This window comes from uncultured Streptococcus sp. (genome assembly GCF_963545685.1).
Classification (GTDB): Bacteria; Bacillota; Bacilli; order Lactobacillales; family Streptococcaceae; genus Streptococcus.
In genome coordinates, this window is record NZ_CAUUKN010000039.1 from 1 (window position 1) to 14120 (window position 14120).

10 protein-coding genes and 3 pseudogenes are annotated in these 14120 nt (G+C 36.3%); 11 read left to right on the top strand and 2 right to left on the bottom strand.

The window, feature by feature from the left end; translation table 11 throughout:
- Both RWZ99_RS07155 and RWZ99_RS07160 read left to right on the top strand, forming a co-directional pair.
- On the top strand, window positions 1-3843 hold a 3843-nt coding region (locus tag RWZ99_RS07155; RefSeq protein ID WP_314677423.1), incomplete at its 5' end, for a glycoside hydrolase family 70 protein.
- 198 nt (window positions 3844-4041) lie between these two features.
- Window positions 4042-4457, top strand: a pseudogene (locus RWZ99_RS07160) (helical hairpin domain-containing protein).
- A gap of 109 nt (window positions 4458-4566) precedes the next feature.
- On the opposite strand, the gene RWZ99_RS07165 reads toward RWZ99_RS07160, so the two are convergent.
- On the bottom strand, window positions 4567-5928 hold the full coding sequence (locus RWZ99_RS07165; RefSeq protein ID WP_314677425.1) for a HAMP domain-containing sensor histidine kinase: 1362 nt from the start codon (window positions 5926-5928) through the stop codon (window positions 4567-4569).
- A 16-nt stretch (window positions 5929-5944) separates the two neighbouring features.
- Window positions 5945-6643: a response regulator transcription factor gene (locus RWZ99_RS07170; protein WP_314677427.1), complete on the bottom strand. Its 699-nt coding sequence runs from the start codon at window positions 6641-6643 to the stop codon at window positions 5945-5947.
- A gap of 61 nt (window positions 6644-6704) precedes the next feature.
- Between RWZ99_RS07170 and RWZ99_RS07175 the strand changes: the two are divergent.
- The 9 genes and pseudogenes from RWZ99_RS07175 to RWZ99_RS07210 all read left to right on the top strand — a co-directional run.
- Window positions 6705-7015, top strand: a pseudogene (locus tag RWZ99_RS07175) (ABC transporter ATP-binding protein); the annotation flags it as partial.
- 106 nt (window positions 7016-7121) lie between these two features.
- Window positions 7122-8030, top strand: a complete 909-nt coding sequence (locus RWZ99_RS07180) for an ABC transporter ATP-binding protein (RefSeq protein ID WP_314677429.1) — start codon at window positions 7122-7124, stop codon at window positions 8028-8030.
- A 1-nt stretch (window position 8031) separates the two neighbouring features.
- Window positions 8032-8796, top strand: coding sequence for an ABC transporter permease (locus RWZ99_RS07185; RefSeq protein WP_314677431.1), 765 nt, complete (start codon window positions 8032-8034; stop codon window positions 8794-8796).
- Complete coding sequence (locus RWZ99_RS07190; RefSeq protein WP_201552984.1) at window positions 8789-9526, top strand: ABC transporter permease; 738 nt, start codon at window positions 8789-8791, stop codon at window positions 9524-9526. Before RWZ99_RS07185 ends, RWZ99_RS07190 begins: the two co-directional genes overlap by 8 nt.
- A gap of 278 nt (window positions 9527-9804) precedes the next feature.
- Window positions 9805-9999, top strand: a complete 195-nt coding sequence (locus RWZ99_RS07195; protein WP_201552986.1) for a helix-turn-helix domain-containing protein — start codon at window positions 9805-9807, stop codon at window positions 9997-9999.
- Window positions 10000-10050: 51 nt separating this feature from the next.
- Window positions 10051-10314, top strand: coding sequence for a transposase (locus RWZ99_RS07200; protein ID WP_314677437.1), 264 nt, complete (start codon window positions 10051-10053; stop codon window positions 10312-10314).
- Window positions 10315-10334: 20 nt separating this feature from the next.
- Window positions 10335-11015 (top strand): IS3 family transposase, encoded by a 681-nt coding sequence (locus RWZ99_RS07205; protein WP_314677440.1) that lies wholly within the window; start codon window positions 10335-10337, stop codon window positions 11013-11015.
- A gap of 11 nt (window positions 11016-11026) precedes the next feature.
- A pseudogene (locus RWZ99_RS09395) lies at window positions 11027-11218 on the top strand (IS3 family transposase); the annotation flags it as partial.
- Between the two features lie 593 nt (window positions 11219-11811).
- Window positions 11812-13800: a KxYKxGKxW signal peptide domain-containing protein gene (locus tag RWZ99_RS07210; protein ID WP_314677442.1), complete on the top strand. Its 1989-nt coding sequence runs from the start codon at window positions 11812-11814 to the stop codon at window positions 13798-13800.
- Window positions 13801-14120: the final 320 nt, after the last annotated feature.

Consider the following 14120-nt stretch of genomic DNA (forward strand, 5'->3'; position numbering starts at 1 on the left):
CTTTATTATTTCGATGAGACTGGAGCTATGGTGGATCAAAGTAAACCTTTGTATCGTGCCGATGCCATTCCAAATAACTCTATCAATGCGGTTTACAACCAAGCCTACGATACAACAAGCAAGAGTTTTGAACACTTGGACAATTTCCTGACAGCTGATAGTTGGTACCGTCCAAAACAGATTTTGAAGGATGGGAAGAATTGGACACCTTCAACTGAGAAAGATTTTCGTCCCCTTTTGATGACTTGGTGGCCAGACAAGGTAACACAAGTCAATTACCTTAACTATATGAGTCAACAAGGTTTTAGCGATAAGACCTATACGACAGATATGATGAGTTACGACTTAGCATCTGCAGCTAACTTGATTCAAGCTAAGATTGAGGAACGTATCGGTCGTGAGGGCAATACCACTTGGCTTCGTCAGTTGATGACAGACTTCATCAAAACACAGCCTGGCTGGAACTCGGAGAGTGAGGACAATCTGTTAGTTGGTAAGGACCACTTGCAAGGAGGAGCTTTAACCTTCCTCAATAATAGTGCGACTAGTCATGCCAATTCAGATTTCCGTCTCATGAACCGCACACCGACTAACCAAACGGGGACACGCAAATACCATATTGACCGTTCGAATGGTGGTTATGAGTTGCTCTTGGCTAACGATATCGACAACTCTAACCCAGCTGTTCAGGCTGAACAACTAAACTGGCTCCACTACATCATGAACATTGGTTCTATCCTTGGCAATGATCCAAGTGCCAATTTTGACGGTGTCCGTATCGATGCGGTGGACAATGTGGATGCAGACCTTTTGCAGATTGCTTCTGACTACTTCAAGGAAAAATACCGTGTCGCAGATAATGAAGCCAATGCTATTGCCCACTTGTCTATCCTTGAAGCTTGGTCATACAACGACCATCAATACAACAAGGATACCAAGGGTGCCCAGTTGTCCATTGACAATCCCTTACGCGAAACACTCTTGACGACTTTCTTGCGTAAGAGCAATTACCGTGGTAGCTTGGAGCGTGTCATCACTAACTCTCTGAACAATCGTTCAAGTGAGCAGAAGCATGCACCACGTGATGCTAACTATATTTTCGTGCGTGCCCACGATAGTGAAGTGCAAGCCATCTTGGCTAATATCATCAGCAAGCAGATTAATCCAAAAACAGATGGTTTCACCTTTACCATGGATGAGCTCAATCAGGCCTTCAAGATTTACAATGCGGACATGCGCAAGGCGGATAAACAGTACACCCAGTACAATATTCCAGCTGCCTATGCAACAATGCTAACCAATAAAGACAGCATCACTCGTGTTTACTACGGGGATCTCTTTACCGACGATGGTCAATACATGGCTGAAAAATCACCATACTATAATGCCATCGATGCCCTGCTCCGTGCTCGCATCAAGTATGTAGCTGGTGGTCAAGACATGAAGGTTACTAAGCTCAATGGCTATGAAATCATGTCATCTGTTCGTTATGGTAAAGGAGCAGACGAAGCTAATCATCTCGGTACTACTGAAACACGTAACCAAGGGATGCTCGTCCTTACAGCTAACCGCCCAGATATGAAGTTGGGAGCAAATGACCGTTTGGTAGTCAATATGGGAGCTGCCCACAAAAATCAAGCCTATCGTCCATTGCTTCTCAGCAAATCTACGGGACTTGCGACCTACCTTAAGGATGCTGATGTACCAGCTGGATTGATTCGCTATACGGACAATCAAGGAAACTTGACCTTTACAGCAGACGATATTTCTGGTCATTCAACGGTTGAAATTTCAGGTTATTTGGCAGTTTGGGTGCCAGTAGGTGCTTCAGAAAACCAAGATGCCCGCACCAAGGCTTCAAGAATCAAGAAGGGAGAGCAAGTATATGAATCATCAGCAGCTCTTGACTCACAAGTCATTTATGAAGGTTTCTCAAACTTCCAAGATTTCGCTAAGACGCCAAGCCAGTACACTAACCATGTGATTGCGAAAAATGCCAAACTCTTCAAAGAGTGGGGAATCACTTCCTTTGAATTTGCGCCACAATACGTGTCTAGTCAGGACGGCACTTTCTTGGATTCTATCATTGAGAATGGGTATGCCTTCGAGGATCGTTACGATATTGCCATGAGCAAGAACAACAAATACGGTTCGCTCAAAGACCTCATGGATGCCCTCCGAGCGCTTCACGCAGAAGGTATTTCAGCCATTGCTGACTGGGTTCCAGACCAAATTTACAATCTTCCTGGAAAAGAGGTGGTAACAGCCTCACGTACTAACAGCTACGGGACACCACGTCCAAATGCAGAAATCTACAATAGTCTCTATGCAGCTAAAACACGTACCTTTGGAAATGACTTCCAAGGCAAGTACGGTGGTGCCTTCCTTGATGAATTGAAGTCTAAATACCCAGCAATCTTTGAGCGCGTGCAGATTTCAAACGGTCGTAAATTGACTACTAATGAGAAGATCACGCAATGGTCAGCCAAGTATTTCAACGGAAGCAATATCCAAGGTACAGGGGCACGTTATGTCTTGAATGATAACGCCACAAACCAATACTTCAGCGTCAAGGCGGGGCAAACCTTCCTTCCTAAACAAATGACTGAAATTACTGGAAGTGGTTTCCGTAGAGTCGGAGATAATGTCCAATACCTCTCAATTGGTGGCTACCTTGCTAAGAATGCCTTTATTCAAATTGGTGCTAACCAGTGGTATTACTTTGATAAGAATGGCAACATGGTCAAAGGTGAACAGGTCATTGATGGCAAGAAATATTTCTTCCTAAATAATGGTCTCCAGTTGCGCAATGTCCTTCGCCATGGTAGTGATGGTCATGTGTATTATTACGATCCTAAAGGGGTTCAAGCCTTTAACGGATTCTATGACTTCGCAGGTCCACGACAAAACGTTCGCTACTTTGATGGCAACGGTCAAATGTATCGTGGCCTCCACGATATGTATGGCACAACCTTCTATTTCGATGAAAAGACTGGTATTCAAGCCAAAGACAAGTTCATCCGCTTTGCGGACGGGCGCACACGTTACTTCATTGCAGATACAGGAAATCTGGCGGTCAACCGTTTTGCGCAAAATCCTGAGAACAAGGCTTGGTATTACCTCGATAGCAACGGTTATGCTGTAACAGGTCTTCAAACTATTAACGGGAAGCAGTATTACTTTGACAATGAAGGACGCCAGGTTAAAGGACGCTTTATCACTATCAATAACCAACGTTACTTCCTTGATGGCGATAGTGGTGAAATTGCCCGTTCACGCTTTGTGACTGAAAACAACAAGTGGTACTATGTCGATGGCAATGGTCAGCTGGTTAAAGGCGCTCAAGTCATTAATGGTAATCAGTATTATTTCAACAATGATTATAGCCAAGTCAAGGGTGGCTGGGCCAACGGTCGTTACTATGATGGTGATTCAGGTCAGGTCGTAACCAACCGCTTTGTCCAAATCGCTACCAATAAATGGGTTTACCTTAACCAAAATGGACAAAAGACAACTGGTCTCCAACATATCAATGGTAAACTTTACTACTTTGAAGGCAATGGTGTCCAAGCCAAGGGGAAACTCCTTACCTTTAGAGGCAAGAAATATTACTTTGATGCCAATAGTGGTGAAGCTGTAACCAATCGCTTTATCCAAATTTCTCGTGGTGTTTGGTATTACTTTAACGCCTCAGGTCAAGCCGTAACAGGTGAGCAAGTCATCAACGGCCAGCATCTCTACTTTGACGCTTCTGGTCGTCAGGTCAAAGGACGATACGTCTGGGTTAAAGGCAAACGCCGTTACTATGACGCCAATACTGGAGCTTGGGTCAGAAAACGCTAAGAGAAGAATTTTATCCTAACTAGGAGCATAAAAATTTTTAAGCGCATGAAACATTAATGTTTCATGCGTTTTTCTTATCCCCAAATCCTAATTATTTTGTTGCTCTCATAATCAAAAGAAAGCGCTCTAACCATGTTATAATGGAAATTATAGTTTTTATTCAGAATATTTTGTAAACATTTTTCAGTTGATAGTCGGATGATACCATCTAGACGACCAACAGTTGAGAGTCTACAAGAAAAGATTTCTGAGATTAACCTCTTGATTGAATTAACTGAAACTGATAAGAAATACCAAGACATTAAAGACGAATTAGTCGCAGAAATAGCAGAGCTAGATATAAAACTGACTCAAACAAACGAAAAAATCGCCACCTTAAACAAGATGGCGGAAGTATTTATCAATCTGAAGAGTGCGAACTGAGCAGTCAAAAACTAGCAAGGTATGATTTTTCAACACTAAATTTAATCGAATCAATCTCATTAAAACAGGTAAATGAGGAAATAGGAGTATTACAAGAGGAACTAGAGCATTATCTTGATGAGTATGAGGGACTAGTTAGAAGGCTGGAAAGCTTTGTGAAAGTGTTGAATGCTAGGAGAAATGTAGGTTAAAAATTACGGGATGGTATTCAGATAGAATAAATATTAGGGGATTTCAACAAACTAAATTTGAGTTAATAGAGATTCTCTAAAATATTAAATAATAATTCTGTGAAGTAGATTATTTTTTGAGTGGAAGTATGATTTTCGATTGGAAATATTTATTCTGCTGACTTGTAATAATAAAGCTGCCTCCGTGTCGATTAATAATTTGTTTGGAAATTTTTAATCCCATACCACTTCTTCTAACTCCTGATATGTCAAAGTTAAATTCTTCAATATTAGAGATGTTAATACTCTTAAGTCTATCAGGAGAAACCCCTACTCCGTTATCTAGAACTGTTATAGAAAATTCGTTATTTGAAGTACATTCTAGAATTATACTAATTTTACATCCTGATCTATTATGAAGTACTGAGTTATAGATTAAGTTATGGATAACTCGAGAAATGAGGGCCTTTTCAACATACATTTTTTTTCTAAAGAGGTTGGAATCGTGTGAGAATTCAAAGTTAAATTCTTCCCAAATTTCTTGATTAATAATTTGAATAATTATTTCTTTAAAGAAGGGAATAATTTCAACAATCTCCAAGTTCAATTTGAAATTACCATTTGTTAATCTTGCAAAAATATTGAGGTCGTTCAATAAATTTTGGATGTACTGACTCTCAACTAAAGTGGGTTTGAGATGTTTTAGAAGATTTTCATTATCTGTTTTTTCGATAGCTAAAGATGTATTAGACACGATAACTGAAAGTGGAGTTTTTATATCATGTGCTATTCCGGAAATCCAATTTTCCTTAAACTCTTCATTTTCACGTAATTTCCTGTTGGCGGAATTAACTGCTAAAGTCAATCGATCTAGCTCTTTGACTGAGTCAACCTGCTTATTTAAACCTACTGGTAAGTTACCAATTGCACTGATAATGGGTTGTATATTACGATTTAAGAACGTAATACTATACATATATAGAAATAAACAAAATAAGCAATTGACAAAAATTATAGCTAGAATAAGAATTGGAAAAATTTGAACTCTTTTTAAATCAAAGTAATTATTACCATATCGAATAATGCTGTCTTTTGGAAAGGCAATAATGTAAATATCTTTCTGCTCCTCATTAATTTGGGTAAAGACAGGATAATCTTCTAAATAGTATCGAGAGAACCTGATAACATCAGCATAATCAAAGTCACTTTTTATATTAGTAGGTTTATTTATATTAAATTTTTCCTTCCCGCTATCTTGATCAATGATCATGACCCATAAATTATTCATCTCGATTAGTTCTTTTCCTTTTAAACTAACTTTATAAGTATTATTTTTAGGGATGATGTTGGAAGAAACTGTTTTTATAATATCCATAGCTGATTGTTGACTACGAATATAATTTGTAGTGATAACTAATAGAAAAATATCAATAAATATGATGGTTAAAAATGAAAGAATAAATTTTAATACGCTTTTTTTAAAAATATTCATTAAAAACCTCGTTACCTCAGACAACAAGCTTATATCCAAGACCTTTAACGGTAATAAGATGATCCGGTTTAGAAGGACTTGATTCTATTTTTTCTCTTATATTTCGAATGTGTACCATTAATGACTTTTCATATCCGGAACTATCAAGTCCCCAAATAGTATCACAAATTATTTCTGTAGAAACAATGTAGTTCTTATTACTATATAGTTTTCGTAGTATCTGTATTTCAGTAGGAGTTAGTGAAAGTTGATTTCCATTTTTATTTACACTTGCATTATTTAAATCAATGGTACAAGAAGACAATGTAATTAATTCGGATTCATTTTTGTATGCTCTTCTTAATAGAGCAATGATACGAGATATTAAGGTTTTCGGGAGAAATGGTTTAGTGACAAAATCATCACCACCTGATCCAAGGCCTTTAACTTCATCATCAGGATTATTTTTTGCTGTTAAAAATAATATTGGAACATCAGAAGTTTTTCTAACATATTCGGCAAGTAAATATCCCTCACCATCAGGTAACATTACATCTAATATGATGAAATCAACCTTGGATACAGAAAAAATATCAATGCCCTCGCTAATACTATAAGCGTTATTAATATTTTTAAATCCTCTATTGACTAATACCTCTTTAATAGATTGACTAAGTGGGACATCATCATCTATTATTAATATCCGTTTGTTTAATAACTGTGTTTCAAAATTCATATAAATACCTCCTTGATTTTTTAATTATATCATAAAGTCAACTTTGTAAAATTTACTTGTAACAAAAGCTGAAGAAGGTATTGCCCAGTTACCCAATAAAATGCATTCAAAGTTATTGAAAAAAACTCTATTATTTTCTGGGATGAAACTTTCAGTAATCTTGATGAACAAAGTAAAAATAGAATCTATCTTAATATACTTCAGAATAGTCAATACTCTGAAAGGACAATGTTGATTGTTAGTCATCATCTAGATATTGTCGACTATGTTATTTACATAGATAACGAAACAGGTGATGTTTATAAGGATACACATATTAATCTTATGGAAAGTAACGAAAACTATAGAAATTTTATTAATTCAAAAATTTGAGGCTTACTTTATACATTCTTAATGTTATCTTTAAGATGACTAGGTACAATTGTTAATGTAAAGAAAGGAGTAGTCTAATAAAGTAGATTGCTAAAGGATAATGATGATGAATAATATTATTGAGCTGAAAAAAGTAAAAAAAGTTTACAAAGATATTACTACTGTAGATATTGAAAAAATTACTGTACGGGAGGGAGAAATTTATGGTTTTCTAGGGCCAAACGGTGCTGGGAAAACGACAACGATGAAAATGATTCTATCCCTTGTAGATCCGACTTCAGGTGAGATTTTTGTTAATAAAAAAGACATTCGAAAAGACAAAAATTACCTGAGTCAGATTGGATCTATGATAGAAGAGCCTTCATATTATCCTAATTTAACAGGTTACGAAAATTTATTAGTATTTCAAAAAATGGTGGGATTTGATAAAAATAATATCTGGCCAACATTGGAACTTGTTGGATTAGCTGATGAAAAAGATCGAAAAAAATTAGTTAAGGCCTATTCTCTAGGTATGAAACAACGTCTTTCTTTAGCGTTTGCATTAGTAAAAAAGCCTAAAATCTTATTATTAGATGAGCCTACTAATGGTCTTGATCCAGCAGGTATTCATGAAATTCGTGAATTGATTGTTGAGTTAGCCAAAGAAAAAGGTCTGACAGTCTTTATTTCTAGTCATATTCTTACAGAAATTGAACACATTGCAGATCGAGTGGGTATTATCAATCATGGTCGTCTAGTATATGAAGGAGAAATTGAAGCTATTAAATCAAATACCTGGATTGAGATTGGTGGTGATTTTTCACAAAGTAATATTGTTCAGACTTTAGTTGAACTAGGAACTGTAGAAATTTTGGGTGCCTCCACAAGTCATGTAAAATTAAGTAATATTGATAATAATCAATTAGCTAATGTGGTGAGCTATTTGACAGAAAACGGATACCGTATTTTCCGAGTGGTTAGAGAAAGTGAGACCCTAGAAGATATTTTCCTTTCGTTAACGAAGGAGGCTTAAAATGATAAAGGTATTACAAATCGAATTATTGAAGAGTAAACGAACAAAATCATTTATGATATCGTTTTTGATGATGTTTGTAGCAGTAACTTGGTCATTACTGGCAGCATCAAGAAGCATAGATGTACCAAAGTTAAGGACAATTGGATTATTTTTCAATAATTTACAAGCTACTCCTATTTTTTTACCAATTGCGATTAGTCTTTTTGTATCCCGAATTGTTAGTAACGAAAAAGAAGGAAATACATTTAAACTACAAGAAGCGAATAATATAAATTTTATAACCATTTTCAAACGAAAACTTATTTTTACGAATACTGTTTTTCTATTATTGAATGTAGTACAAGTATTGATTGTATATTTAAATGCTGTTAGATACGGTATAGATGTTGCTGTTTCAAATTTACTATTACAAGTTGTAGGTTTGACGATGGCTAGTTTTACTTTAATTACTTTTTTTCTATTTCTATCTATGATATTAGAAAAACATGGTATGGTTTTAGGAATTGGATTTGTATCAGGTTTTTTAGGGATGGTTCTATCCGAAGCATCTAAATGGTTAAATCTAATCTTTCCTTTCGGGGGTTCAAGTTTTCTTGCACTTTATCGCATAAAAGTTTTACATTCTGGAGATAAATTAGATTACATATTTGTTTGGGACAAGAGTGTACCACTCAACTATCTTATCTATCTATTTTATTGTATATTTGTCTATTTTATTATTAAGTACCTATTGGTTAAAAAGAAGGAGGAAAATTATGATTGATTATTTTAAAGCTGAGTGGATTAAGAATCGTAAAGTCGTTATTTTAGCTATTGGTCTTATTTTTCTTGCTTTGTCCAGTTTTATTGGATTAGCTAATTTTTTCTTGAACTACGATGTGTTGATTGAAGAACAGATGAGTAGGGTTCTTTGGGGACAGCTGACTTTTTATAACGGGCAGTTACTTTTTCCAGCTATGTTAGCTATATTCTCAGGTCTAATTATCCTTCCTGAATTTGAACGAAAAACACTTGAAATGCTACGATCTAATCAAGCATCAGTTAAGAAGATGGTACTAAGTAAGTTTTTATTAGCTTTGTTCTTGGTATCTGTAATTCAAGCAGTGCTGTTTGCTATCTATTTATTAACTCTTTATCTTAGTCAGATTCCATTTCAGATAGAAGATTTATTATTATTTTTGAGAGCTACAATATTATCAGTTATTGGTTCAAGTTCTGTTTTGATGATTCACAGTTATCTTATGGCAAAAACTAAGAATTTTGCTAAATCGGTTGGAGTTGCAGCAATTGGTTCCTTCTCAGGTTTTATTTTTATTATGCTAGGTGGTTTTATTAATCAATTATTTCCATATTCTCAGCCGATGATTGGTTTACGAAGTAGGGCATTGAATGATATGTCATTTTTAGAGTTTATGTTATTTATTACAGTGAACTCCTTGTTTAGTTTCATTTTTTATTGGTTAACTGTTAAGAAATTGGAGAAGAATGAATAACGTGATGATAAATTTTTTGTGTAGTTCTTCAACATAGTAGATAAAATGAAACTCAGATTCATAAAATAATCGCTATGCTGATTTTCGATTTGTCCTTGAAATGATAGTAAGCCTGATTTACGTAAAGAATAGAACAACAATTTTCTTGCAAAATTAAATGATAAATTTGCACGGGCTATTATCATAATACAGGAATGACGCAATAATTACTGTCATATTATGACAATTCCCCAGCTTTTTTCTGAAAGTGACATATACTTTTCTTAGGAGAAAGCTAGATGTACCAACGGATAAGGGATTTGAGGGAAGATCACGATTTCACTCAAAAGTTAGTTGCAAATTTACTTTCCTTCTCTCATGCAAACTATGCAAAGATTGAGAGAGGAGAGGTTGCCTTAACGGCAGATGTTCTTGTGCAGCTTTCTAAAGTCTATAACGTTAGTACGGATTACCTATTATTGATGTTAGTATGATTTTATGGACACGTTTTGGTAGAATAGTATCTAACCAAAGGAGATGTCCAAATGAGCCCAAAATATACCAAAGAGCTCAAGGAAACAATTGTTCAATTGCATGAAGCAGGACAGCCTGTTTCAGATCTAGTCAAAGAGTACGGAGTTGCCAACCAAACTATATACAAATGGTTTCAACTATACGGGAAGTCTGGGAAATCTAAAGATCAAAATGTATCCCTTCATGAACTCCAACAAATGCGCAAAGAGATGGCTAAAATGAAGGAGGAAAATGAAATCTTAAAAAAAGCCTTGACGATCTTTGCGAAGAAATAAAAGATTCTACTCTCTTCCAAATGATCGACCATCTTTATGCTAGTCATCAGTTTTCTATCAAGATGATGTGTAACCTATTCCAAGTTTCACGGTCTAGCTACTACGCCTTTAAAAGCCATCAACCAAGCCAACGAGACCAAGAAAATAAACTTCTTAAAAAGGAGATTATAATCTCTTATCTTGCTTCTTCTAAGCGATATGGTGCTCCAAAGATCCATAAAGATTTATTGGAAAAGGGATACCAGATTTCTGAAAAAAGAGTACAAAAACTGATGAATGAATTGAATATTCGTTCGATCGTCAGAAAGAAATACCGACCTGCTTCATTGTCAAAACAAGAAGCAAAAGAATACCCCAATTTGTTAAAACGTGATTTTTCAACAGATAAAATCAATCAAAAGTGGGTAACTGATATGACATATATCTACACAGTTTCGGATGGCTGGTGTTATTTATCAAGCATTTTAGATCTTCATTCTCGGAAAATTATTGCTTGGAGACTTCCCAGACAGATGGAAACACGACTCGTTATAGAAACACTACAAGATGCCTTAAGTAAGCGAACTGTAGCAGATGGGCTTATCCTTCACTCCGATAGAGGGAGTCAATATACAAGTAAGGAATACAATGATTATCTTGAACACCACAGTATTAAACATTCCTATAGGCTAAGGGATGCCCATACGACAATAGTTGTTTAGAGTCATTTCACGCAACGATCAAAAAGGAGTGTATTAACGCCGAAGCTAATGTTGGTTATAAAGATTTTCAGACCTGTTACGATAGTATTTTTAAGTATATTGAAGGATTTTATAATTCGAGGAGGCGCCACAGCAAACTGGGGTCCAGCAACCGAAGGGCGCTAGCCTTCAATTTTCCTCCCAAAATGTGTCCAAAATATTGACAGAATTCCAGGAGAAATAGATTTTGGCGACAGGATGGCACTCGGTTTTTGATTAATAGTGGTATCGACCACTATAGTAAATACTTAGTAAAAAACTCTAGGTATATTGCTAAGTTGCCTAGAGTTTTTTACTACTTCTGATTCTGAGAGAAAAATATTTTCAAGTAGGTTTCTAAAAGCATCAAAAGTCATGTTAGGCAAGCTTTAATGCGTTTACGCAAGTTGTTTGGCTTGCTTTTTTTATATTTTAAAATCATCAACATAGTGTAAGCAAATAATGAGGTTGATTAAGAGAATGGTCAATAAATTATTTACTTTAGCTTTAAACGATGCTCAGTCATTCTAATGGAGAAGGTGGTGAAACTGCTAAAAGTCGGAATTGATGTGTGATTTTTAAAAAATCCGAACATTTTTTCGGAAACGCTTTCTAACTTATAAAAGGCTCAACCATGTATCTTAGACTTATTTTTTGAAAATTATTATGGGCATAAGGTTAGTCTGATGAGACTAGGGTTATGGCTCTGTAATTGTATTCGTTTTCAATATCCCTTATCATAGTATGTAGAAAAAAGTTATATTGAAAGGTTTATGTTATGGAGAAGAAAGTTGGATTTAAGTTACACAAGGTCAAGAAAAATTGGGTAACCATTGGAGTTAGTACCTTGTCTATGGTTGCACTTGCGGGTGGAGCCTTTTTATCAGACCAATCTGCACAAGCAGATGAAGTATCACTTCCTAATGGTGATGGTTTTGAACAAACGGATGCTGGGATTGAATCAAGTGCATCATTGATTAATGAAAGCTATTCGCCAACCTTAACAGAAGATGCGTCTCATGTGTCAGCGGTGTCATCTAACTATGGAAGTCAAACAAGCACTGGCTACGAGTCTTCATCATCTGTTTCAACAGGAGGCACATCTCAGACTGTAGTTGGTGGTGGAGCTGGTCAAGTTAGTTCATCACAAACTTCACAAGTAGTAGGAGCACAAAACTCTAATGCCTCACAAACGGGTTCTGCTTATCAATCAAGTAGCAGTTCGTCATCAGTAAGTGCTAGTGCATCAAGCTCTTCAAGCTCATCAAGCTCAGCTTGGTATTCTTATTCGTCGTCATCATCATGGTCATCATCATCATCATCAGCTAGCGGTTTTGCGACAATTACAACTAGTTCTTCTGACTCAAATGGCATCCGTTGGAATGGTGGCCGAAACACGACTATCACCATCACGGCTTCTGGAACTACGCCAAATGTTACTATCATTTCGAATTCTAATAAACTGTTTCCAAATGTATCAGTAGGGCATTCGAATGGTTCAAATGCTAATATCACTATTATTTCGCAAGGTAACCAGAAAAATAACTCAGCTTATCAAATCATCTCAGGTGAGACGAAACCAAGTGTTGATTCAAACAATGCTAAGTCTTCATTTGTAAAAGTAGGCGAAAATCAATGGTATTATTACGATCAATATGGCCAAAAGGTTAAAGGTGAGAAAGTTATCGACGGTAAGGCTTATTACTTCCTTGAAAATGGTCTTCAAGCTCGTGACTCACTTGTTAAAGGTAGCGATGGCTATACCTATTACTACGATAAAAATGGTGTGAAAGCTATCAATGGCTTCTACGATTTTGCAGGCTACCGTAAAGATGTGCGTTATTTTGATTGCTATGGACACATGGCTACTGGCCTCCTTGAAATGTCTGGTGTGACCTTCTACTTTGACACGCAAACAGGTATTCAAGCTAAAGATAAATTTATTCGTTTCTCAGATGGACGTATTCGTTACTTCATCCCTGATACTGGTAATATGGCTGTAAATACCTTTGTTCAAAATAAAGAAAACCAAGCTTGGTACTACCTAGATGAACACGGTTACGCTGTGACAGGTAAACGTATCATCAACGGTAAGGAATACTGCTTTGACTCAGAAGGCCGTCAAATCAAAGGTCAGATGATGCAACAAGGCAACAAGCAATACTACATTTCTGCTCAAACAGGTGAAATGGCTGTTTCACGCTTTATCTTTGAAAATAACAACTGGTATTATGCGGATGCTTTTGGTTGCCTAGTTCAAGGTGCAAAAGTGATTGATGGTAAACTCTATTACTTCAACAAAGACCATAGCCAGCTAAAAGGTGGCTGGGCTGAAGGCCGTTACTATGATGCCGTCACTGGTCAAGCGGTAATCAACCAATTCATTCAACTTGCGGCTAACCAATGGGCTTACCTTAACCAAGATGGTCACAAAGTGACAGGTCTTCAAAATATTAACAATAAAGTTTACTATTTTGGTAGCAATGGTGCTCAAGTCAAAGGTAAATTGCTCACTATCCAAGGTAAGAAATGTTACTTTGATGCCCACACTGGTGAGCAAGTGGTAAACCGCTTTGTCGAAGCTACACGTGGTTGCTGGTATTACTTTAACTCAGCTGGCCAAGCAGTGACTGGACAACAGGTCATCAATGGCAAACACCTTTACTTCGACGGTTCAGGTCGTCAAGTGAAAGGTCGTTATGTTTATGTTGGTGGTAAACGACTCTTCTGCGATGCCAAAACTGGTGAATTGAGACAGCGTCGCTAATTAATATGTACTTTAAAAATCTAGAGATTTTTCCCTTTTCCTGTCTAAATTATTATTTTCCTTTCAGAACTCTAGATGATTAAATAGATCAAAAGAACCAGCATTTGTTGGTTTTTGATTGAAGACAAGGTCCTCAGAAGTTATACTTCTGGGGACTTTTCGTGAGACAAAAAAGACAAACATCAAAATCGATGTTTGTCTTCATTCTGAGACAGAAGCAAGTCTGTCTTGACTTTTATAGCAATTCTTTAATGGCAGTTACTAAGTCAGTTTGTGGGCGACCGAGCAGGTTTTCCAAGTCGCTGTCAGCAATATCCAAT

Bases quoted from the DNA above. Each gene is read 5' to 3' on its own strand.
- RWZ99_RS07200 (WP_314677437.1), top strand. From the start codon at position 10,051: ATGAGCCCAAAATATACCAAAGAGCTCAAGGAAACAATTGTTCAATTG.
- RWZ99_RS07165 (WP_314677425.1), bottom strand. From the start codon at position 5,928: ATGAATATTTTTAAAAAAAGCGTATTAAAATTTATTCTTTCATTTTTA.
- RWZ99_RS07195 (WP_201552986.1), top strand. From the start codon at position 9,805: ATGTACCAACGGATAAGGGATTTGAGGGAAGATCACGATTTCACTCAA.
- RWZ99_RS07170 (WP_314677427.1), bottom strand. From the start codon at position 6,643: ATGAATTTTGAAACACAGTTATTAAACAAACGGATATTAATAATAGAT.
- RWZ99_RS07180 (WP_314677429.1), top strand. From the start codon at position 7,122: ATGAATAATATTATTGAGCTGAAAAAAGTAAAAAAAGTTTACAAAGAT.
- RWZ99_RS07185 (WP_314677431.1), top strand. From the start codon at position 8,032: ATGATAAAGGTATTACAAATCGAATTATTGAAGAGTAAACGAACAAAA.
- RWZ99_RS07190 (WP_201552984.1), top strand. From the start codon at position 8,789: ATGATTGATTATTTTAAAGCTGAGTGGATTAAGAATCGTAAAGTCGTT.
- RWZ99_RS07210 (WP_314677442.1), top strand. From the start codon at position 11,812: ATGGAGAAGAAAGTTGGATTTAAGTTACACAAGGTCAAGAAAAATTGG.
- RWZ99_RS07205 (WP_314677440.1), top strand. From the start codon at position 10,335: ATGATCGACCATCTTTATGCTAGTCATCAGTTTTCTATCAAGATGATG.